Raw genomic sequence first — 19193 nt, 5'->3', positions numbered from 1 at the left:
CATTTAACGGTATTATTTTGATCTTCTCACACTGAGATACACCGGCTATTTAGGCTAAACCCACGATTTTGCCGCGCAGCGACTTGGCTCAAGAGATGAATGGTTTATAATAGCCCAGTTCTCAGCTTTGGAAGAAATGTTTCATGAGACGGAGTAAGAATGAGGTGGGCCGCTGGCGTATGCTGCGGCAAAATCAGCGCCGAAGAAATCGCTGGCTTGAAGGGCAATCACGGCGCTATCGCCATATCTATTGTGTCAGGCAACTCCACGAGCATCAGCATCGTAGGGCGTTATTGTTCACTGTGGCTTATGAATGGTAGTTCACTGTGATGGTAATAAAAACAGTCTCTTTATGAGGCTGTTTTTGTTTTCATCTCCACCAATTCCCAGCTTTTATTAACTTTTTACTACAGGAAATCTCATATTACACACGTTGCTACTGGATTATTCCTGATGAACTTGTCAATAATTTGTTGCCTGCGTTAAAATCTAGAATGATATTTTCCACTTAAAATATCGTTTTTGTTCGAAGAAAAATCACTCATATCCTAAATTATCAAAATGCGATAATTCTGATGTTACTATTAATAATAAAAGGTGCACAATAATACTTTATAAGTTTATTTCACATCAGAATGACATCGCGCTACCCTATATATTAGGCCGCTTCGTTCTAATCGTTCAGTTTCAGGGGTGTTACTGTTCGGTTGTTCGATGCGGCCATTCCGCTATGAAATAAATGATTATGAAATAATAATCTTAGTCATTATCATGATTGAGTAACACTTTCTTATCTATCAATGGGTTGTTCGTTTTTGTTGCTTCTTTTAGCGATTTCTTATATCGTTTTTAGTGATCAATAATAAAAAATTGATCAATTTTATCAATTGATCAATACTGCTGTTCTAATCAAATAAAAGGGTTTTACTGTGGATAGCAGGCTAAACATTGCAGTTGATTGCACTTTTATCTGTGAACCAGTTTACCGGCAGAACGGTAAGTTATTTGCTGTGGAATTATTGAGTCGTTTCACAACGGCCTCTTTTAAATCGCCTATTTATACCGAGCGTTTCCTCCATCAACTTAATGCTCAGATGAAGGCTAAACTGCTACTTGACCAATTATGTGCAGTAAAAACACAGCAGGAATGGTTTATTGACCAACAAATAATACTCTCAATTAATATAGATTTTGATATGGCCCAAGCGGTGCTGTATGACGAGGAAGTCATCTCATTATTAGCTATGATGCCTTTTATCCGGCTGGAGATAATGGAGAGCTTCCCCAATCTCAGTGATGGGCCAAAGAACACATTATTAAGTAAGTTGGCTGAACGATACTCGCTGTGGCTGGACGACTTTGGTAGTGGCAATGCTCACCTGGCTGCGGCTGCCAGTGGTTTCTTTGAATGTGTCAAGATTGATAAGCATTTTTTCTGGCAATGGGGAGGGAGTGTCACGTTTGATAATTTGCTTATCCAACTACGTGAACACTGCCAGTATGTGATAGTTGAAGGGGTAGAAACCCACCAGCAACTTACTCAACTATCTGACCAGGGAGTGGATGCCATGCAAGGTTACCTATTTAGTTCATTTTCATTGAGTGAGGTGAATAAGTTATCACTCGGATAATTTCAGATTTTGCCGATAGGACATCAACTTAGGGTGCTTTTGCTGCGAATATCACAGTTATATGCGGCAGATGAGCGGATGATAAAGTCCCTATTTCAGTAAAGGCTATAGTTCATGTCTCAATATAAATTAGCTAAAACAGTATTCTTCGGGGATTTAAAAGTCAGCACTGCACTTTATAAGTACGAGATTTATTGTGAAGAATCTGAGCTGATATATCATGCTGCTATTTATTGTGAGCAAGTCATTGCTGCTGGCAAACACACTTATTCGGTTTGGGTAAGAAAAGACCATATGATTTTAAAGGCACCGGCGCATATGTTGGATAAAGCTGTTGATGCATGCGAAGAGCACTGGCTTAAACACTACAAAGCCTGATGAGCGTAGCCTTAGATCATCTGTTTTAAATAACAGCATAAATCAAATACGCCTGTGTTCAGGCGTATGATCACGTTAGGTACTGTTCACGACCACATCAGAAAATTACCTACTGAGTTAATCAAATAACTCTGACAGGAAACTTTTCTTTTTGTAGTGCTTAGGCTTTGAATATCCGTGATTATCGCGATCGTGTTCACGGTCTCTGGCGTCAGTGTATGGTGCTGATGTTGATGTCGGTGTACTTTCAACTGATTTTTCAATGATTTTATCTAGCTCGCCACGATCCAGCCATACACCACGGCAGTTCGGGCAGTAATCGATCTCAATGCTTTTACGTTCAGACATCACCAGTTGGGTATCTTTGCATACTGGACACTGCATAGTCTTCATCTCCGCATTTAACAAAAATGACTTAACGTCACGATAGAAAAATCGATATGTGATTAGACAATGATTCTCAGTAATTATAAGTAAAGATAATTAAATACATGTAATAACCCGATGGGGAACGTATATTCAACCTGAGTTGCCTATGGCTGAATATACGTCACAAACTTGTCGTGATTCAGAATACCCGTTTATAGGGTTTTACAATAACCGACTGATACACGCCAGCGGCAATATAAGGGTCTTGCTCCGCCCAACGCTCGGCCTCTGGTTGCGATGTAAATTCGGCAATAACAGTAGATCCTGTAAATCCGGCGGCACCAGGGTCTGCACTATCAATTGCAGGGTTTGGGCCTGCGGTCAGTAAACGCCCTTGATCCTGCAATGCTTGCAGGCGGGCCAGATGTGCAGGGCGAACAGATAAGCGCTTCTCCAGCGAATCAGGAACATCAGTTGCAAAGATTATATAAAGCATGTTTCACCTTTAAAATTATCATACCCGCCATACTGCAAGCTGCATGTGTGTTGACTGCCTTCCTGCAACTCGAATTATTTAGGGTATATACTTCAATATGATGGTTTGTACTCGGTGTGCCATAACACCATGTTCTACCCATAAATTCAATAATATGCGGGAATGTCACCAACCCTGGTTAGCAGACGAATACACCGGTAGTTAATAATGGAATAGAATGATAACTAAGCGTAAATGGAAAGTGTTATTCCGTTAATATTGCCGTTTAAAGCATCATTTAAGGCTGTTGAGGAAGATTGTTTGCGGTTGCTTATTGAATATGATTGCTATTTGCATTTACACTTAGCTGCATTAGAGGACATTGAATTATTATGCAGCTAAATAAATTTTTCTTGGGTCGTCGGCTTACATGGCCAATCGCATTTTCAGTTGGTTTACATGGTAGCGTAATTGCAGCTCTGCTGTACGTTTCAGTAGAGCAAATGAAAATACAACCTGAAATAGAGGATGCGCCGCTTGCCGTTACGATGGTTAATATAGCCACCTTTGCTGCGCCACAACCTGCGGCGGCAGAGCCACAGGTTGAACCTGAATCTGAAAAGATTGAAGAGGCACCGCCAGAGCCTGAAGTGCTGCCTGAGCCTGTTGCTGTCCCCATTCCTGAACCGGTGAAGCCAAAACCGAAACCTAAGCCGAAACCGGTAAAAAAAGAAGTTAAAAAGCCGGAAGTGAAGAAGACCGAGGCACCACCGGATGACAAACCGTTCAAATCTGATGAGCCAGCACTGGTTGCCAATAATGCGCCGGTAAAAGCAGCGCCGAAAGCGTCAGTGCCGGGTGCATCAACCACTGCCGGGCCAAAAGCCTTAAGTAAGGCAAAGCCAACTTATCCGGCAAGGGCACTGGCTTTGGGTGTCGAAGGGCAGGTTAAGGTTCAATACGATATTGACGAAAATGGCCGTGTCACTAATGTGCGTGTTTTGGAAGCGACGCCGCGTAATACCTTTGAGCGTGAGGTGAAGCAAGTGATGCGTAAGTGGCGATTTGAAGCGGTTGCCGCTAAAGATTATGTCACCACCATCGTATTCAAAATCGGTGGCAATATGGAAATGAATTAAGGTTATTAGGGTATTGGTGATTGAATAACCGGTAAATACCGTAATAAGAAAAGGGTCGCTCTTATGCAAGGCGACCCTTTTTTGCGTCAGGACAAACTCGGTCAGCGGTTATTGCGTCGCGCCAACTTCGAAATTCCCTCTACCACTCGGCAAGGCGCGGGCCTTACCCGCATCATCTACAGCGACATAGGTAAATACCGCTTCAGTGGCACGGTAGCGCTGCCCGATTGGCTCAGAAGAGACCTTTTTCACCCAGACTTCAATATTGATAGTAATTGAGCTACGACCGGTTTTAATACAGCGGGCATAGCAACAAACCACATCACCAACAGCGACCGGCTTGAGGAAGGTCATGCCATCAACCCGTACCGTGACAACTCGCCCCTGAGCTATCTCTTTAGCTTGAATGGCACCGCCGATATCCATTTGTGACATTAACCAACCGCCAAATATATCTCCATTTGCATTGGTATCGGCTGGCATTGCCAGGGTACGAAGTACCAATTCACCGTTAGGTAATGATTGCTCACCGCGAGGTGATAATTGTTCTTGAGTCATCTCTGCCTACTTCTAAAAGTAAATCTATTCACCTGGAATGGCTCACTGAAATTTCAATAAGCATAAAATATACCAACGTCATTGAGGCCCCTGCGGTGTTGCCTGCCTGTGGCCTCAATGATGTTGGGGGGTATTATTTAAATTATGACTTTTTCTGTTCTTCCGGCATATGTCGGTAAATATAAACGCCGCTGATCAATGTGAATATCAGGGTGAGTGCGGTTAAACCAAAGACTTTAAAGTTTACCCAAATATCTTGCGGTAACCAGAACGCGACATAAATGTTTAGCAGGCCGCAGGCCAAGAAGAACAGCGCCCATGACATATTCAGTGTTGACCATACCGCATCTGGTAGCGTTAGCTCTTTCCCCAGCATGCGCTGAATCAAGGGTTTTTTCATGACCCATTGGCTTACTAATAAAGCCACGGCGAACAGCGCATATAACACTGTCACTTTCCATTTAATGAATAAGTCACTGTGGAATGTAAGCGTCAAAGTACCGAATACCAGCACCATAACTGCGGTAACTAACGTCATCTTTTCTACTTTACGATACTTAAGCCAAGTAAAGGCTAACGCGAGTAATGTTGCGACAATCAGCGCCCCTGAGGCGACAAAAATGTCGTACATCTTGTAGAAAATAAAAAATACGACTAACGGAAGAAAATCTAAAAGTTGCTTCATGAATCAATCCATCATTTGTACACAGCCCGACTATACCGGATTCAGTGAGGTGAGGGTACCAGCGCTAAAACGCTATTATCCTTAATTATCTATCGGAATGCGCGCTCTGCCAGTGGAATTTGCAGAAACTTACGATAAACAAGTAACAGATTTTGTCAGCATATTGCCAGTAGTGCGTTAACCCAGCATGATAAGTAATAAATATTGGGTTAGGGTGTGTGGAGTCGCTATGCAGAAAAAAACACTGCGGTATTGGATGCCGGGTTTGACCCAATTGATGGCATATGAACGCGACTGGCTCAAACCAGATGTCAGGGCTGGCCTATCCGTGGCTGCCGTCGCATTACCTATCGCTATTGCTTATGCTGAGCTGACCGGTGTTAGTGCCGCCGTCGGCTTGTATTCATGTATTTTACCGATGATTGCCTACGCTTTTTTTGGTTCATCGCGGCAATTAATCGTCGGGCCTGATGCGGCGACTTGTGCGGTGATTGCCGCCGTGGTTGCGCCACTGGCGGCGGGGAATAGTGAAGTTCACTGGCAACTCACCATCATGATGACATTAATGATGGGCACATGGTGTCTGGTGGCCAGTCGTTTCAAGTTGGGGGCTTTGGCTGATCTATTATCACGACCAATATTGACCGGGTTACTTAATGGGGTAGCAGTTACCATTATTGTCGATCAGCTAGGTAAGGTTTTTGGTTTTATGACCCGACCACCGCAACTGATTGAGCGGGTACTGGCGCTACCCCATAACTTAATTAACAGCCATTTGCCCACGGTCGCTATTTCGCTACTGACCTTTGTGGTGTTGTATGGCGTTAAGTGGTTACGGCCCAACTGGCCTGCGCCGCTGCTGGCAATTGTCATTGCGACCTTTGTTTCCTGGGCTGCCAATATGCAGCAATTTGGTGTGGCGGTGGTAGGGGGGTTCGATGGGGGCTTGCCAATGGTGCATTGGCCTGATTTCCAGCCAGGCTTGCTGCGCGATATGGTTATTCCTGCACTTAACCTGGCAGTGGTCAGTTTTGTCAGTATGATGCTGACCGCCCGTAGTTTTGCCGCCAAAAATGGTTATGAGGTTGATGCCGATGTAGAACTGCGCGCATTGGGGATTACCAACATTGTTTCCGCGTTATCGCAAGGTTTTGCTATCAGTGGGGCCAGTACCCGCACTGCAGTGAATGACGCCAATAATGGCAAAAGCCAGTTGGTTTCTATTATTGCTGCGTTGATGATTGCGATGGTATTGCTATTTTTAACCCGACCGCTGCAATTTATTCCGATCGCCGCATTGGGCGTGGTGCTGATTTATGCTGCCTGGTCGCTGCTGGGGTTCAGGAGTTTATGGCAATTACGTAAACGTAATTCTCAGGCTTTCTATTTGGCGATATTTACTTTCGTCAGCGTAGTATTGGTCGGCGTGATTAGTGGTATCGGATTGGCGGTTCTGTTGGGGCTATTGCAGTTCTTGCGCACAGTTTTTCGCCCAACAGAGCAACTGTTAGGCGTTAATGCTGATGGGATGATCCATTCAATGCGCAGTGGCAATGGGATCAAATCGGTACCCGGCGTGATGATTTACCGCTTTAACTCACCTCTGACCTATTTCAATGTGGCGTATTTTAAGCGGCGGATTTTGAATTTGGTTGATAGCACACCACATCCAGCGGACTGGGTGGTTATTGACGCCGTTGCCAGCTTTACCTATGCCGATATCAGTGTACTGTCGGCGATTGATGAACTTAAACGTGACCTAAAACAACGTAATATTAAGTTGATACTGGCCGGTCGGCGCACCGAGTTGACGCGCTGGTTCCGAATTAATCGCTTGAAAAGCCAGGATAATGATCTGATCCTGGTGCCTGATCTCTACTTGGCACTAAAACTGATCCAAAGTAAGCAACGGGTGGCAGAGAAACAGGAAGCAGAGATAACTGCGGAGCCTGAAATTAGCTGATAGGCATAGAGCATTAGATAAGCAAAAAGGGCCGTAATGGCCCTTTTTGTTTTTATCTGAAGGGGTATTTATTCCGCTGGAGTTGCAGGGCGCAGCAACATATATAAACGGAACAGATACACCAGTAGTAATGCGGAAACCAGATTACTAAGTGCGCTTAAAATAATCGTCGCAATCGGTGTTGGCAAAATAGTCAGGTGGCTGACCAGATACAACAGAATCAGTTTAGCGGCTATCCACAGCATCATAGCGGGTACGATTAATCGCACATTGGCAAAGGCCAATTTGATACTGACTCTTATTGCAGAGAAAACTCCCATTTTCTCTGTGGTCACGATAATCGGTGAGAGTGATAACGCGACAGCAATGACCACGCCAGGCACGATAAATATTGTTAATCCTAATTGAATCAACAAGGTACCGATAAACATCAGCAACAGTAAACGTGGCAAGATCGGTACTGAAATACCAATAGCTTGCAAGGCACTGACCCGGCGGCCCATCGATACCATAGAAATCAGGGTTAGCATTCCACCGACTAATAACACGTTACCGACTAAGGCAGAAAAGGTCGCCGCAGCAGAGACTTTCAGCAGTACCATCTGCTGCTCTGGTGTCATCTGCGAGACTATCTCACTGATGCTGACACTTGCGGATGACGCAATATCACTGTCCGCAGCACTTAAAATACCCAGTTGTTCAGCATCAGGGATAAATGCTTGGTTCAGCATGACGGTAATGAACGCAGTCAGCAAAGCCAGCAGCAGGATTGCTGGCAGTTGATTACGTAAAAAGTTAAAACTGTCACGGTATAAACTGTTCGCCGTGATAGGCATGAAAGCTCCTTGAGATCGAAAAAATAGCGCTAGCCGATGATTATACCTTGTTATGGGGCGCTGTGGGATCCTGTCATTAATCTAGCTGTGATTTCTTCTAATCTGATTACCTCGAAGTTATCAATAGGTAACGGCGGTAACCCATAGCGTGCGCGGGCGCGATCACAGTGCGGATTATGAATCCCGGCATCTCCTGACCGTTCAAATTCATGGCAGGGGGATGGGCGGTCACTATAAATTGAACAGGAAACAACGTGACCGACTTCGCCCTGAAGTGCACTGCAACGGGGGGATTTACAGTTAGTGCCGGACATACAACTGATAAAGGGCGTGACTTGTTCGGTCATGGCATCGGGCACTGTACCGCCTCCCTCTTTGGCTTCAGCCCAATAGAACGACACTCTAAAATAGGCGCAACAAGCGCCACAATTTTCACACGGATTAATTTTAGCGCTCATCTTGAATCTACTGCTCCTTACAAAGTAAACAGCCAACCGATCGCGATTTCACACATACAACATCCAAGCATAGCAGCATGACAACGGTTCTATTTTTCAGCAATGGGCGTTAGCACTATTTGCCCCAAAGTGGCTTTTATGATCCAGATCAATTTCAACGTTATTAAGGAATTAAATAACCTTACATAAAATAGGATTTATTTAATTTGTTACCAAAGATGTGATCCCGATTGGATCATGAATACTCATTTATGGGTATATTTTGTCCGCGAATAAACCTACAAATGGAATGGATAATGAAAAAAGTCACTTTGGCATTGTTAGCTGTAGCAGCTCTGGCTCCCACTGCGGCAAGCGCGCATCAAGCAGGCGATTATATTTTCCGGGCAGGGACAGCAACTGTCAGACCAAATGCCGGGTCTGATGATGTACTAGGTTACGGTTCCTTCAAAGCGGATAACAATACTCAGTTGGGCCTGACTTTCAGCTATCTGGTTACTGATAACATCGGTGTAGAACTTTTGGCAGCCACACCGTTCCGCCATAAAATTGGTCTGGAGGCAACCGGTACTATTGCTGAAGTTAAGCAATTGCCACCAACCTTAATGGCGCAATACTATTTCCGCGATAAACAAGACAAACTGCGCCCGTACCTGGGTATCGGCCTGAACTACACCACCTTCTTTGATGAGAAATTCAACAACACAGGGCAAGGTGCCGGTTTGACGGATTTAAGTGTTAAAGATTCGTGGGGTATTGCCGGGCAAGCGGGTATGGACTACATGGTCAGTGAAAACTGGATGCTGAATATGTCGGTCTGGTGGATAAATATCGAAACTGACGTGAAATTTAAACAAAATGGTCAGGAACATAGTATCAATACCCGTCTTGATCCATGGGTGTTTATGTTTGGCGCGGGCTATCGTTTCTAATTACCCTTCGCTCTTGCCGCTGCAGGGGTGTTGGCTGCGCTCACTTACCCGAATCACTGACCTGAGTCAGCTCATCGGGATGCGTTTGCTGGCCGCCTACCTGCAACGGCAATAACTTTGGGTAATAGCTTTCGCTCTTGCCACTGCAGGGGTGTTGGCTGCGCTCATTTACTCGAATCACTGACCTGAGTCAGCTCATCGGGATGTGTTTGTTGGCCGCCTGCCTGCAACGGCAATAACTTTGGGTAATAGCTTTCGCTCTTGCCGCTGCAGGGGTGTTGGCTGCGCTCACTTACCCGAATCACTGACCTGAGTCAGCTCATCGGGATGCGTTTGCTGGCCGCCTACCTGCAACGGCAATACCTTTTGAGGAATCTCTGATGTGATTGCGGGGGGGCCTGCAAAGGAGGCGCGCAAAGCGCCTCCGATAAGGGGATTATTTGATTTGCATCTTATCACTAACAGATTTCACCCCTGGTACGGTACGGGTGATCTGTACTGCACGGTTTGCATCCTGACGCGAACTAACAAAGCCGCTTAACTGGACCCGCCCTTTAAAGGTCTCAACACTGACTTCAGTAGATTTAAGATTCTTCTCAGCCAGCAACGCCGATTTTACCTTGGTGGTCACCACGGTATCATCCAGGTAGCCACCGGTGCCTTCTGATTTTGGGGTTGGTGCACAGGCCGCTACTGCCATGGCCATGATTACTGCGATACACAAAGCTGAAAGGGTCTTAAAAAGCTTCATAATTACTCTCCATGTTTACCAATGTCTTAACTGAACATGACGAAAAAAATAACTTGTCGAAAGCGCAATTAATTCATATTAACGTCGTATTACTGATCACTCATAGCATCCTAAATGTAAAGAAATGCTTAACGTGTTACATAATTATTGGTTATGAATGATGTTTATTCAAATTTGCAGCAGATATATAGCGTGGCAGGCGAGAATTTCGAGCGAATATAGCGCCTGATTTGAACGGGTAATCAGGCGCTGATAGTGAAATTAACGGCGAGTCGCCGCTTTCATTTCGGTCACAAAACGGGACAATTGGGCCAACATCTCTGCGGGCTGTGAGACATTGTTTTCAATGATTTTTACAATTGCGGAGCCAGAAATTGCCCCGGCAGCACCTGCTGCCAGGCTGGTTTTCACTTGTTCCGGCTCTGAAATACCAAAACCTTGCAGTGCTGGGGCGGCATGGTACTCACGCAGTTTATCAATCAGATGATTCAGCGGAAGGTGGCCATGATTCTCAGCACCAGTGACACCTGCGCGTGACAGTAAGTAGGTGTAACCACGGCCATGAGAGGCTATCTCGCGCAGTAAATCATCGTCCGCATTTGGCGGGCAAATAAAGATAGGCGCGATGCCGTGGCGCAGTGCCGCTGCGCGGAACGGGGCTGACTCTTCAAACGGTACGTCAGCAATGAGCACTGAATCGACACCGACAGCAGCACAACGCTGGTAGAAACTATCAATTCCATTGTGGAATACCAGATTCGCATACATCAGTAGACCAATGGGAATAGTAGGGTGTTTTTTGCGGATTTCTGCCAGCATCTCAAAGCAGATACCGGGCGTCACGCCAGCGGCAAACGCACGCAATGCTGCATTTTGAATGGTTGGGCCATCAGCCAACGGATCAGAGAATGGAATACCTAACTCCAACGCATCTGCACCCGCCGCAATTAATGTATCAATAATGTCTAAAGATAGAGCAGGTGTTGGATCACCTAACTGTACGAAGGGAACAAATGCACCTTCTTTTTTTGCTGCCAACTGATTGAAAAGCTGCTGATAACGCTCCATTAAATCTCTCCCCGTGCTTTCAGAATATCGTGAACGGTGAAAATGTCTTTATCACCGCGCCCGGACAGATTCACTACCAATATCTGTTCTTTTTCCGGCGACGCTTTAATCATTTTTAAGGCATGAGCCAAGGCATGGGAGGATTCCAGCGCTGGAATAATCCCTTCTTTGCATGACAGTGCTTTAAAGGCATCTAATGCTTCGTCATCGGTAACGGAAACATAATCAGCACGACCAATACTATTTAAATAGGCATGCTGTGGCCCTACGGATGGGAAGTCTAACCCGGCAGAAATAGAGTAGGACTCTTCGATTTGACCGTCACTGGTCTGCATCATCGGCGATTTCATACCGAAGTAGATACCCACTTTACCGTGCTTGAGTGGAGCGCCATGCTGGCCGGTTTCAATACCCAGCCCTGCCGGTTCAACGCCAATCAGACCAACACCTGGCTCATCGATAAAATCAGCAAACATACCAATCGCATTCGAACCACCACCTACGCATGCCAGTACCGCATCCGGCAGGCGGCCTTCTCGGGCTAACATCTGCGCTTTGGTTTCTTCGCCGATCATCCGTTGGAATTCACGCACGATAGTCGGGTAAGGGTGTGGGCCTGCTGCGGTTCCCAACATATAGTGGGCGGTTTCGTAGCTGCCAGACCAATCGCGCAGTGCTTCATTACAGGCATCTTTCAAGGTGGAAGAACCGCTGTGCACCGGGATCACTTCAGCCCCCATCAGGCGCATACGGAACACGTTTGGTGACTGGCGCTCAATGTCTTTGGCACCCATATAAATACGGCATTTCAAGCCGAGCAGGGCGCAAGCCAGTGCTGAAGCCACCCCATGTTGACCTGCGCCGGTTTCCGCAATGATTTCGGTTTTACCCATGCGTTTGGCCAATAAAGCCTGACCCAGAACCTGATTGGTTTTGTGCGCGCCGCCGTGCAACAGGTCTTCACGTTTCAGATATAACTTGGTTTTTGTCCCGGCGGTCAAATTCTGACACAGGGTTAGTGCGGTCGGGCGACCAGCATAGTTCTTTAACAGATCTTGAAATGCTGCCTGGAACTCAGGGTCCAGTTGAGCACTGACAAAAGCCTCTTCCAGTTGCTTCAATGCTGGCATCAAAATCTGCGGCACATACATGCCACCGAACTCGCCAAAATAAGGATTAAGTGTGGTCATTTTTCTGTCCTATGGGGTTACTAAAGTGTGTCCATGAATAAAGTTAGCCAGCAAAATCATCCATCAGTAAGCGCGTAACGTCTGGAAAACAGCGGCGATCAGTTGTGGATCTTTGATGCCGGGGGCACTTTCTACACCGGAGTTGAAATCAAGACCGGCACAACCCAGTTGGGCTGCTGCACAACAGTTGTCAGCACTTAACCCACCCGCCAGCAGCACATTATCCAGCGGTTGACCGGCCAATAATGACCAATCAAAGCGTTGACCAGTGCCACCGTTGCCGTGGTCCAACACATAACGCTCGACATGCTGTAAGTTGCGTTGCGGCACGGCATCGTCAACACGCAGCGCCCGCCAAATTTGGCAACTGGCCGGCAGTATCGCCCGCAGTTGATTGATATAGCTCTGATCCTCTTGCCCGTGCAATTGCACTGCTGTTAGCGACAGCCGCTCGGCTGTTTGCTGCACGGTTTCAATTTTGGCATCACGGAATACCCCGACATACTTCAATGGTGCTCCGCTAATAACAGTACGTGCTTTGGCAATATCGACATAACGCGGCGAACTGCCAACAAAGATCAAGCCACCATAGACGGCACCTGCGTGATAAGCCGCCGCGGCGTCTTGAGCGCGGGTCAGACCGCAGACTTTATTTTCACCCAATAACACGCGGCGCACGGCAGCGTTGAGATCAGGTTCAGACATCAACGCACTGCCAATCAGGAACCCATTGGCAAAATGGCTCAGTTCACGCACCTGTTGGTAATTGTTAATGCCCGATTCACTAATGACCGTGACACCTTTTGGTAGCCGTGGAGCCAGTTCGCGGGTGCGATCAAGGCTTATCGACAAGTCGCGCAGATCCCGATTATTAATACCGACCACTTTGGCACCCAATGCAATAGCACGATCCAGCTCTTTAGCGTTACTGGCCTCGGTCAACACCCCCATATTCAGGCTGTGTGCTACGGCGGCCAGTTGGCGATAACGGTCATCATCAAGCACCGATAACATCAGTAAAATGGCGTCTGCCTGATAAAACCGCGCTAATTGAATCTGGTAGGCGTCGATAATAAAGTCTTTACACAGCACTGGCTGAGTGACGGCTGCGCTGACGAGTGGCAAGAAGTCAAAGCTGCCTTGGAAGTACTTCTCATCGGTTAATACCGAGATGGCCGACGCATAATTTTTATACACAGCCGCAATATCAGCCGGATTAAAGTTTTCGCGAATAACCCCTTTGGACGGGGATGCTTTCTTACATTCCAGGATAAAAACGGTCTTACTGCCTTGCAGCGCGTGATAAAAGTCGCGCTGGCTCAGGGTGATATCGTTTTGAAAGCTAGCCAGAGGCTGTTGCAATTTCCGCGCGGCAACCCAGATTTCCTTATCGTGCACAATGTTGTGGAGCACGGTTTTATTAAGCCCAGTTTCCTGCATGATTTATCCTCTCGCCGCCAGAGCGGTAACACGATCAAAAGCCTGACCGCTGTGAATCATTTCCAATGCCTGCTGCGCGTTATGGCGCAGGTTTTCCTGACCGTGCAACTTCAGCAATAACGCCACGTTAGCCGCCACGGCTGCGGCGTGTGCCGGTTCACCTTTACCTTGTAACAACCGTGCTAAAATGTCACGGTTTTCTTCCGGTGCGCCGCCTTGTAACGCGCCAAGTGGATAGCGGTTCAGACCAAAATCTTCCGGTGCCAATTCATAGCTTTCGATGCTGCCGTTATTCAGCTCAGCAACCTGAGTCGGTGCATGAATTGCCACTTCATCCATTCCGCCACCGTGCACCACTGCGGCACGTTGGTAACCCAACACTTGCAGGGTTTGCGCGATAGGTAATACCAACTCAGGGCTGTAAACACCAATCAGCGCCAACGGCGGGCGAGCCGGGTTAATTAATGGCCCCAACACATTAAACAGGGTGCGGGTCTTCAACTGTTGGCGAACCGGCATCGCGTGGCGAAAGCCAGTGTGATACTGCGGTGCAAACAAGAAGCAAACCCCTAACTCATCCAATGCTAATCTCGATTGCTCCGCGCTCATGTCCAGGCGAATACCAAATGCGGCCAGCAAGTCTGATGAACCTGAACGGCTGGAAACACTGCGATTGCCATGCTTGGCGACTTTTACGCCGCAACTGGCGGCAACAAAGGCGCTGGCAGTAGAGATATTAATACTGTTAGTACCATCCCCCCCGGTACCAACGATATCGGCGAACAGGTAATCCGGGCGCGGGAAGGGCTGTGCATCCGCCAATAAGGCTTGTGCTGCGCCCGCTATTTCGGCGGGTGTTTCACCGCGTACTTTCATACTGATTAACGCCGCCGCCAATTGGCTCGCTTCCAGTTCGCCACGCACGATAGAGCTAAATAGAATTTGGCTTTCAGCTTGGGTCAGGGATTTAGCCTGAAACAGTTTTTCTAATAATAATTCTTTTGATAATAATAAATTTTGCATCTTATAGTCCTTAATTACACCCTACCCAAAGAACATGGTGTTACAGGGAGACAGCCAGCGAGTAACGAATGTAGCTAGCACCGCTACAGCTTCATATGTGGCGGGCATAACGCCCAGTCCAGCGTCTGCTCAAGTAGACGAGCACCATGGGTGGTTAAAATAGATTCCGGGTGGAATTGGTAGCCACACACGCGGTGTGCATCATGGCGAACTGCCATAACCATCTCACCAAAACGGGCGTTAACGGTTAATTCTGTTGGGATATTGCTGCCCACTAATGAGTGATAACGGGCTACCGGCAGCGGATTAGGCATGCCTGCAAACATACCTTGTCCATCGTGTTCAATGGCCGAGGCTTTGCCGTGCAGTATCTCTCCTGCTTGCCCAACATGGCCGCCATAAGCTTCGATGATGGCCTGATGACCAAGGCAAATACCGATAATGGGTAACTGCCCGCGTAAGCGTTGCAATAATTCGGGCATACACCCCGCCAGTGCCGGTGTGCCGGGGCCTGGTGAGAGCATCAGCACCGGTTGTTCGAGTTGTTGCAAGCGAGCGATAATGGTGTCAGCGGCGATTTGGTTACGGTAAATCACCACCCTATGACCACTGGAGCGTAATTGGTCCACCAGGTTATACGTAAAGGAGTCAATATTATCGAGCAGCAAGATATCAGCCATTAGAAGATCTCCCTGGCATGGTGTGCGGTGGCAATCGCGCGCAGTACCGCACGTGCTTTATTGCGAGTTTCATCGGCTTCGGCCTGTGGAATAGAGTCGATCACCACACCCGCCCCCGCCTGCACCGTGGCGATACCGTCTTCGACATAAGCCGAGCGGATCACAATGCAGGTGTCCAAATCGCCGTGTGCGGTAAAGTAACCCACCGCGCCACCGTAACTGCCCCGGCGCGACCCCTCACTGCCCGCAATCAATTGCATAGCGCGGACTTTCGGTGCGCCGCTCAGGGTGCCCATATTCATACAGGCTTGATAAGCATGCAGTACATCCAGATCCTGACGCAGTGTGCCCACAACGCGTGAGACTAAATGCATCACAAAGGAATAGCGGTCAACTTTAGTTAAATCGGCTACATAGCGGCTGCCCGGTTCGCAAATACGAGCCAAATCATTACGCGCTAAATCCACCAGCATCAGATGTTCAGCCAGTTCTTTATGGTCAGTGCGCATTTCCAGCTCAATACGGCTATCTAAATCGCGATCCAATTCACCATTGGCACGGCGGCCACGCGGTCGCGTACCGGCAATCGGGTAAATCTCAATCTGGCGGTTGGTGGCATCATATTTCAGCGCACTTTCTGGCGAAGCACCAAACAGGGCGAATTCGTTATCCTGCATAAAGAACATATACGGGCTGGGATTATGATCTTTTAGTGTTTGGTATGCGGCCAGTGGCGATGGGCAAGGCAGTGAGAAACGGCGTGAAGGCACAACCTGGAAAATTTCGCCTTCCCGGATAGCCAACTGCAATTGGGCCACGACTGCGCCGTACTCTTCGTCAGACTGGTTACACTGTAACTCCATTTCAGGCACTGACTTGGCCGGGATCGGTTGCGGCGCTTGCTGTAGCTGGTGGCTAATTTGCTCTAAACGCTGGGTCAGGCGTGAATGCTCGCCCTCGTCGGTGGTGAACAGACTGGCTTGTAGCTGCGTTGAACGATGCTGATGATCCAATATCAACAAGGTTTCGGCTAAATAGAAGCAGAAATCCGGGCAACGTTGGTCATGGCGCAGCGGGGGGAGATTTTCAAAACCTGCCACCAAATCGTAAGCAAACAGACCGCCAATGAAGACGGCTTCCCGCTCAGACTCTGGGGCATCAACCAGTTTTAGTAGCAGGCGTAGCGCATCAAAAACCGATAATGACTGTAAGCGTGAGTCTTCATCTTGCACTTCATTAATGACAGGGAAAGTTAACTCACGGCCATTCGGGCGCACTTGAATCTCTACTTGCGGCGGTAAGGCGGCATCTAGTAACGGTAATAAAGATGCGCCATTGCGACTGAGCGCTTCGATCGTGACTTTCTGCTCAAGGGCAGTGATACGCAGCGCGCTATCAATAATCAGCAGACTTTTTAGATTCTGCTTACTGGTCACTTCTGCTGATTCAAGCAGCAAAGTGGCAGGCCGCGCGCCGCAGAGTTGGTGAAACAGCGCGGTTGGGTCATCGCGGTAACACGCCTGAGCGCTCAGTAACTGTAATGTGGGGCGCGAAGTTTGCATCATTTATCTTTCCTGAAAAGGGATTACGCTGAAATCTGTCCATAAAAAAGCCCGCTATTAGCGGGCTGAAGCAATCTGCATTGTCTGGTGACTGATATGCGTGATTACACCGCCCGAGAGAGGGAGATGTGCCACCAACGCAGTAAGGAAATCAGGGAAGTTTTCATTATCAGTCACTACTCTCTATGATTGCATTCAGTTTATCCCCCTAGTCCTTGAAGCCGTAGGGGTGTTAGCTACGTTCGCTTGCTGCTTACTTAGATGCTTAAGTGCCTTGTGAACTTGCGTACTAGTTAACTGGTTCGCGAGATGAATGTCAACCCTTGATTGATTGTTTTCTAACAAAGTCTGTATGGTTACCTATTACACTTTAATTCAATCCAGGTGGCTGAGTGCGGTCAAGTTTGATTAACGTTAGCGTCTTATTAACGGGTATGATAGCCAGCCACGTTTTTTCGGACTTTTGTTTTGATTAATAAGACCGTTTTGATAAATAAACCTGTTTTGATTGATAGCACCATCCCTGCTGATAAGGATGCTGCTGCCACATCAACGGCCTTTACACTTTATGATTTGCATAGCCATACCACTGCGTCGGACGGTTTATTGACTCCCTCAGCGCTGGTAATAAGAGCGGCGCAAATGCGGGTGGGGGTGTTGGCTATTACTGATCACGATACCACCGCAGGGCTGGCAGAAGCGGCTACCACCATTGCCCAGCAACAATTGGCATTGCAGCTTATTGCCGGGGTGGAAATTTCCACGTTATGGGAAAACCACGAGATCCATATTGTGGGGTTGGGTATTGATACCCAGCATGCCAGTATCTGCAAATTATTGAGTGAGCAGTCCAACTATCGCCATCTTCGGGCGCAAGAGATAAGTGCGCGTCTGGCAAAAGCACGTATTCCTGGGGCTTGGGAAGGTGCGAACCGCTTGGCGGGGGGCGGCCAGGTAACCCGTGGGCATTTCGCCCGTTATCTGGTGGAGTTGGGGTTAGCGAGTAATGTCGGGCAGGTTTTTAAAAAGTATTTAGCCAAAGGCAAGACCGGTTATGTCCCAGCGCAATGGTGTACAATAGAACAAGCCATTGAAGCCATTAAGCAATCTGGTGGGCAAGCGGTTTTGGCGCACCCTGGTCGTTACGATTTAACCGCCAAATGGTTGAAACGTTTATTAGCCCATTTTGCTGAGCATGGCGGAGATGCGATGGAAGTTGCTCAGTGCCAGCAGGCTCCCCATGAACGAGCGCAGCTTGCGCAGTACGCGCGCGACTATAATTTACTTGCATCCCAGGGATCTGATTTCCATCAGCCTTGCGCCTGGATTGAATTGGGCCGCAAATTGTGGCTCCCCGCTGGGGTGGAACCGGTATGGCGTGATTGGCCTGTAGAGCCAGCTAACGTATATGTTGAATGATGAGGTAGTGTCATGAGTCAATTTTTTTATATACACCCGGAAAACCCTCAGCCGCGACTGATCAACCAAAGTGTTGATGTGTTACGCAAGGGTGGGGTGGTGGTTTATCCGACAGATTCTGGTTATGCCCTTGGCTGCCGTTTAGAAGATAAAGCGGCAATGGAACGTATCTGTCGCATCCGCCAATTAGATGGTAATCATAACTTCACACTGGTATGCCGTGATTTGTCTGAGTTATCGACCTATGCATATGTTGATAATTCGGCGTTTCGGCTGATCAAAAATAATACCCCTGGCAACTACACCTTTATATTGAAGGCGACGAAAGAAGTTCCTCGGCGTTTGATGAATGACAAACGTAAAACTATTGGTTTACGTGTGCCTTCTAACCCTATTGCGCTGGCGTTGCTGGATGTATTAGGTGAGCCATTGATGTCAACGACATTGATGCTACCGGGTAATGACTTTGCTGAGTCCGATCCAGAAGAGATCAAAGACCATCTCGGCAAGCAAGTGGATTTAATTATTCATGGTGGTTCATTAGGGCAACAGCCTACTACCGTTATTGACCTGACGGATTCTTCTCCTGAAGTTATTCGTGAAGGAGCGGGGGACGCCACGCCGTTCCGCTAAATA

At 47.6% G+C, this 19193-nt stretch carries 22 protein-coding genes and 1 other annotated feature; of the genes, 8 read left to right on the top strand and 14 right to left on the bottom strand.

Annotated features, from left to right (window positions below; all coding sequences use genetic code 11):
- Positions 1 to 143 precede the first annotated feature (143 nt).
- From A6J67_RS15220 to A6J67_RS15210, 3 genes are all read left to right on the top strand, one after another.
- A complete protein-coding gene (locus tag A6J67_RS15220; RefSeq protein ID WP_071843552.1) occupies positions 144 to 320 on the top strand; it encodes a YciY family protein in 177 nt (58 codons plus the stop codon).
- A gap of 609 nt (positions 321 to 929) precedes the next feature.
- Entirely contained in the window at positions 930 to 1631 is a 702-nt protein-coding gene (locus A6J67_RS15215; protein WP_032907883.1) for an EAL domain-containing protein, read from the top strand.
- A gap of 114 nt (positions 1632 to 1745) precedes the next feature.
- Positions 1746 to 2009 carry a hypothetical protein gene (locus A6J67_RS15210; protein WP_005192258.1) on the top strand — a complete coding sequence of 88 codons (264 nt, stop codon included), beginning with the start codon at positions 1746 to 1748 and terminating at the stop codon, positions 2007 to 2009.
- A gap of 117 nt (positions 2010 to 2126) precedes the next feature.
- Here the strand turns inward: A6J67_RS15210 and A6J67_RS15205 are convergent, their stop codons facing one another.
- Positions 2127 to 2393 carry a zf-TFIIB domain-containing protein gene (locus A6J67_RS15205; RefSeq protein WP_050073267.1) on the bottom strand — a complete coding sequence of 89 codons (267 nt, stop codon included), beginning with the start codon at positions 2391 to 2393 and terminating at the stop codon, positions 2127 to 2129.
- Between the two features lie 184 nt (positions 2394 to 2577).
- Positions 2578 to 2874, bottom strand: coding sequence for a YciI family protein (locus A6J67_RS15200; protein WP_005192268.1), 297 nt, complete (start codon positions 2872 to 2874; stop codon positions 2578 to 2580).
- Between the two features lie 371 nt (positions 2875 to 3245).
- On the opposite strand from A6J67_RS15200, the gene tonB reads away from it, so the two are divergent.
- Positions 3246 to 3992, top strand: a complete 747-nt coding sequence (gene tonB / locus A6J67_RS15195) for a TonB system transport protein TonB (protein ID WP_080608248.1) — start codon at positions 3246 to 3248, stop codon at positions 3990 to 3992.
- Positions 3993 to 4100: 108 nt separating this feature from the next.
- Here tonB and yciA read toward each other — a convergent pair whose 3' ends face one another.
- Together yciA and A6J67_RS15185 are read right to left on the bottom strand one after the other, a co-directional pair.
- Positions 4101 to 4550, bottom strand: a complete 450-nt coding sequence (gene yciA / locus A6J67_RS15190) for an acyl-CoA thioester hydrolase YciA (protein WP_005192286.1) — start codon at positions 4548 to 4550, stop codon at positions 4101 to 4103.
- Positions 4551 to 4692: 142 nt separating this feature from the next.
- Positions 4693 to 5235 carry a septation protein A gene (locus A6J67_RS15185; RefSeq protein ID WP_005192287.1) on the bottom strand — a complete coding sequence of 181 codons (543 nt, stop codon included), beginning with the start codon at positions 5233 to 5235 and terminating at the stop codon, positions 4693 to 4695.
- Positions 5236 to 5464: 229 nt separating this feature from the next.
- Between A6J67_RS15185 and A6J67_RS15180 the strand changes: the two genes are divergently transcribed.
- Positions 5465 to 7198 carry a SulP family inorganic anion transporter gene (locus A6J67_RS15180; RefSeq protein ID WP_050296961.1) on the top strand — a complete coding sequence of 578 codons (1734 nt, stop codon included), beginning with the start codon at positions 5465 to 5467 and terminating at the stop codon, positions 7196 to 7198.
- 68 nt (positions 7199 to 7266) lie between these two features.
- Here A6J67_RS15180 and A6J67_RS15175 read toward each other — a convergent pair whose 3' ends face one another.
- Positions 7267 to 8034, bottom strand: coding sequence for a YciC family protein (locus A6J67_RS15175; RefSeq protein ID WP_005192289.1), 768 nt, complete (start codon positions 8032 to 8034; stop codon positions 7267 to 7269).
- 50 nt (positions 8035 to 8084) lie between these two features.
- On the bottom strand, positions 8085 to 8492 hold the full coding sequence (locus tag A6J67_RS15170; protein WP_032907886.1) for a YkgJ family cysteine cluster protein: 408 nt from the start codon (positions 8490 to 8492) through the stop codon (positions 8085 to 8087).
- A gap of 296 nt (positions 8493 to 8788) precedes the next feature.
- Between A6J67_RS15170 and ompW the strand changes: the two genes are divergently transcribed.
- Positions 8789 to 9424 carry an outer membrane protein OmpW gene (gene ompW / locus A6J67_RS15165; protein ID WP_032907887.1) on the top strand — a complete coding sequence of 212 codons (636 nt, stop codon included), beginning with the start codon at positions 8789 to 8791 and terminating at the stop codon, positions 9422 to 9424.
- Positions 9425 to 9860: 436 nt separating this feature from the next.
- Here ompW and A6J67_RS15160 read toward each other — a convergent pair whose 3' ends face one another.
- The 8 genes from A6J67_RS15160 to trpL form a co-directional block, all read right to left on the bottom strand.
- Positions 9861 to 10175 (bottom strand): BON domain-containing protein, encoded by a 315-nt coding sequence (locus A6J67_RS15160; RefSeq protein WP_032907699.1) that lies wholly within the window; start codon positions 10173 to 10175, stop codon positions 9861 to 9863.
- Between the two features lie 261 nt (positions 10176 to 10436).
- Positions 10437 to 11243 (bottom strand): tryptophan synthase subunit alpha, encoded by an 807-nt coding sequence (trpA, locus tag A6J67_RS15155; RefSeq protein WP_032907700.1) that lies wholly within the window; start codon positions 11241 to 11243, stop codon positions 10437 to 10439.
- Positions 11243 to 12433 carry a tryptophan synthase subunit beta gene (trpB, locus tag A6J67_RS15150; protein ID WP_005191549.1) on the bottom strand — a complete coding sequence of 397 codons (1191 nt, stop codon included), beginning with the start codon at positions 12431 to 12433 and terminating at the stop codon, positions 11243 to 11245. The genes trpA and trpB overlap by 1 nt, the downstream gene beginning before the upstream one ends.
- A 63-nt stretch (positions 12434 to 12496) precedes the next feature.
- Positions 12497 to 13873, bottom strand: a complete 1377-nt coding sequence (gene trpCF, locus A6J67_RS15145) for a bifunctional indole-3-glycerol-phosphate synthase TrpC/phosphoribosylanthranilate isomerase TrpF (RefSeq protein WP_042569728.1) — start codon at positions 13871 to 13873, stop codon at positions 12497 to 12499.
- 3 nt (positions 13874 to 13876) lie between these two features.
- Positions 13877 to 14896: an anthranilate phosphoribosyltransferase gene (trpD, locus tag A6J67_RS15140; protein ID WP_005191553.1), complete on the bottom strand. Its 1020-nt coding sequence runs from the start codon at positions 14894 to 14896 to the stop codon at positions 13877 to 13879.
- Positions 14897 to 14979: 83 nt separating this feature from the next.
- Positions 14980 to 15576 (bottom strand): glutamine amidotransferase-related protein, encoded by a 597-nt coding sequence (locus tag A6J67_RS15135; protein ID WP_042569729.1) that lies wholly within the window; start codon positions 15574 to 15576, stop codon positions 14980 to 14982.
- Positions 15576 to 17138, bottom strand: coding sequence for an anthranilate synthase component 1 (locus A6J67_RS15130; protein WP_032907729.1), 1563 nt, complete (start codon positions 17136 to 17138; stop codon positions 15576 to 15578). The genes A6J67_RS15135 and A6J67_RS15130 overlap by 1 nt, the downstream gene beginning before the upstream one ends.
- A gap of 41 nt (positions 17139 to 17179) precedes the next feature.
- Positions 17180 to 17281: a sequence feature (Trp leader region), on the bottom strand.
- On the bottom strand, positions 17243 to 17305 hold the full coding sequence (trpL, locus tag A6J67_RS15125; protein WP_061512357.1) for a trp operon leader peptide: 63 nt from the start codon (positions 17303 to 17305) through the stop codon (positions 17243 to 17245). Its footprint overlaps the feature before it by 39 nt.
- 319 nt (positions 17306 to 17624) lie before the next feature.
- Here trpL and rnm point away from each other — a divergent pair, with 319 nt between their 5' ends.
- Both rnm and A6J67_RS15115 read left to right on the top strand, forming a co-directional pair.
- The gene (gene rnm, locus A6J67_RS15120) at positions 17625 to 18557 is read left to right on the top strand and encodes an RNase RNM (RefSeq protein ID WP_407842439.1); all 933 of its coding nucleotides are present in this window, start codon (positions 17625 to 17627) and stop codon (positions 18555 to 18557) included.
- A gap of 12 nt (positions 18558 to 18569) precedes the next feature.
- Positions 18570 to 19190 (top strand): L-threonylcarbamoyladenylate synthase, encoded by a 621-nt coding sequence (locus A6J67_RS15115; RefSeq protein ID WP_005191561.1) that lies wholly within the window; start codon positions 18570 to 18572, stop codon positions 19188 to 19190.
- The last annotated feature ends 3 nt before the right edge of the window (positions 19191 to 19193 follow it).

This window comes from Yersinia sp. FDAARGOS_228, from assembly GCF_002073315.2.
GTDB classification, from domain to species: Bacteria; Pseudomonadota; Gammaproteobacteria; order Enterobacterales; family Enterobacteriaceae; genus Yersinia; species Yersinia intermedia.
The sequence above is the reverse complement of the archived record's forward strand: the minus strand, read 5'-3'. Positions and strand labels throughout refer to the sequence as shown.

Bases quoted from the DNA above. Each gene is read 5' to 3' on its own strand.
- A6J67_RS15220 (WP_071843552.1), top strand. From the start codon at position 144: ATGAGACGGAGTAAGAATGAGGTGGGCCGCTGGCGTATGCTGCGGCAA.
- A6J67_RS15210 (WP_005192258.1), top strand. From the start codon at position 1,746: ATGTCTCAATATAAATTAGCTAAAACAGTATTCTTCGGGGATTTAAAA.
- A6J67_RS15205 (WP_050073267.1), bottom strand. From the start codon at position 2,393: ATGCAGTGTCCAGTATGCAAAGATACCCAACTGGTGATGTCTGAACGT.
- A6J67_RS15200 (WP_005192268.1), bottom strand. From the start codon at position 2,874: ATGCTTTATATAATCTTTGCAACTGATGTTCCTGATTCGCTGGAGAAG.
- tonB (WP_080608248.1), top strand. From the start codon at position 3,246: ATGCAGCTAAATAAATTTTTCTTGGGTCGTCGGCTTACATGGCCAATC.
- yciA (WP_005192286.1), bottom strand. From the start codon at position 4,550: ATGACTCAAGAACAATTATCACCTCGCGGTGAGCAATCATTACCTAAC.
- A6J67_RS15185 (WP_005192287.1), bottom strand. From the start codon at position 5,235: ATGAAGCAACTTTTAGATTTTCTTCCGTTAGTCGTATTTTTTATTTTC.
- A6J67_RS15180 (WP_050296961.1), top strand. From the start codon at position 5,465: ATGCAGAAAAAAACACTGCGGTATTGGATGCCGGGTTTGACCCAATTG.
- A6J67_RS15175 (WP_005192289.1), bottom strand. From the start codon at position 8,034: ATGCCTATCACGGCGAACAGTTTATACCGTGACAGTTTTAACTTTTTA.
- A6J67_RS15170 (WP_032907886.1), bottom strand. From the start codon at position 8,492: ATGAGCGCTAAAATTAATCCGTGTGAAAATTGTGGCGCTTGTTGCGCC.
- ompW (WP_032907887.1), top strand. From the start codon at position 8,789: ATGAAAAAAGTCACTTTGGCATTGTTAGCTGTAGCAGCTCTGGCTCCC.
- A6J67_RS15160 (WP_032907699.1), bottom strand. From the start codon at position 10,175: ATGAAGCTTTTTAAGACCCTTTCAGCTTTGTGTATCGCAGTAATCATG.
- trpA (WP_032907700.1), bottom strand. From the start codon at position 11,243: ATGGAGCGTTATCAGCAGCTTTTCAATCAGTTGGCAGCAAAAAAAGAA.
- trpB (WP_005191549.1), bottom strand. From the start codon at position 12,433: ATGACCACACTTAATCCTTATTTTGGCGAGTTCGGTGGCATGTATGTG.
- trpCF (WP_042569728.1), bottom strand. From the start codon at position 13,873: ATGCAGGAAACTGGGCTTAATAAAACCGTGCTCCACAACATTGTGCAC.
- trpD (WP_005191553.1), bottom strand. From the start codon at position 14,896: ATGCAAAATTTATTATTATCAAAAGAATTATTATTAGAAAAACTGTTT.
- A6J67_RS15135 (WP_042569729.1), bottom strand. From the start codon at position 15,576: ATGGCTGATATCTTGCTGCTCGATAATATTGACTCCTTTACGTATAAC.
- A6J67_RS15130 (WP_032907729.1), bottom strand. From the start codon at position 17,138: ATGCAAACTTCGCGCCCCACATTACAGTTACTGAGCGCTCAGGCGTGT.
- A6J67_RS15115 (WP_005191561.1), top strand. From the start codon at position 18,570: ATGAGTCAATTTTTTTATATACACCCGGAAAACCCTCAGCCGCGACTG.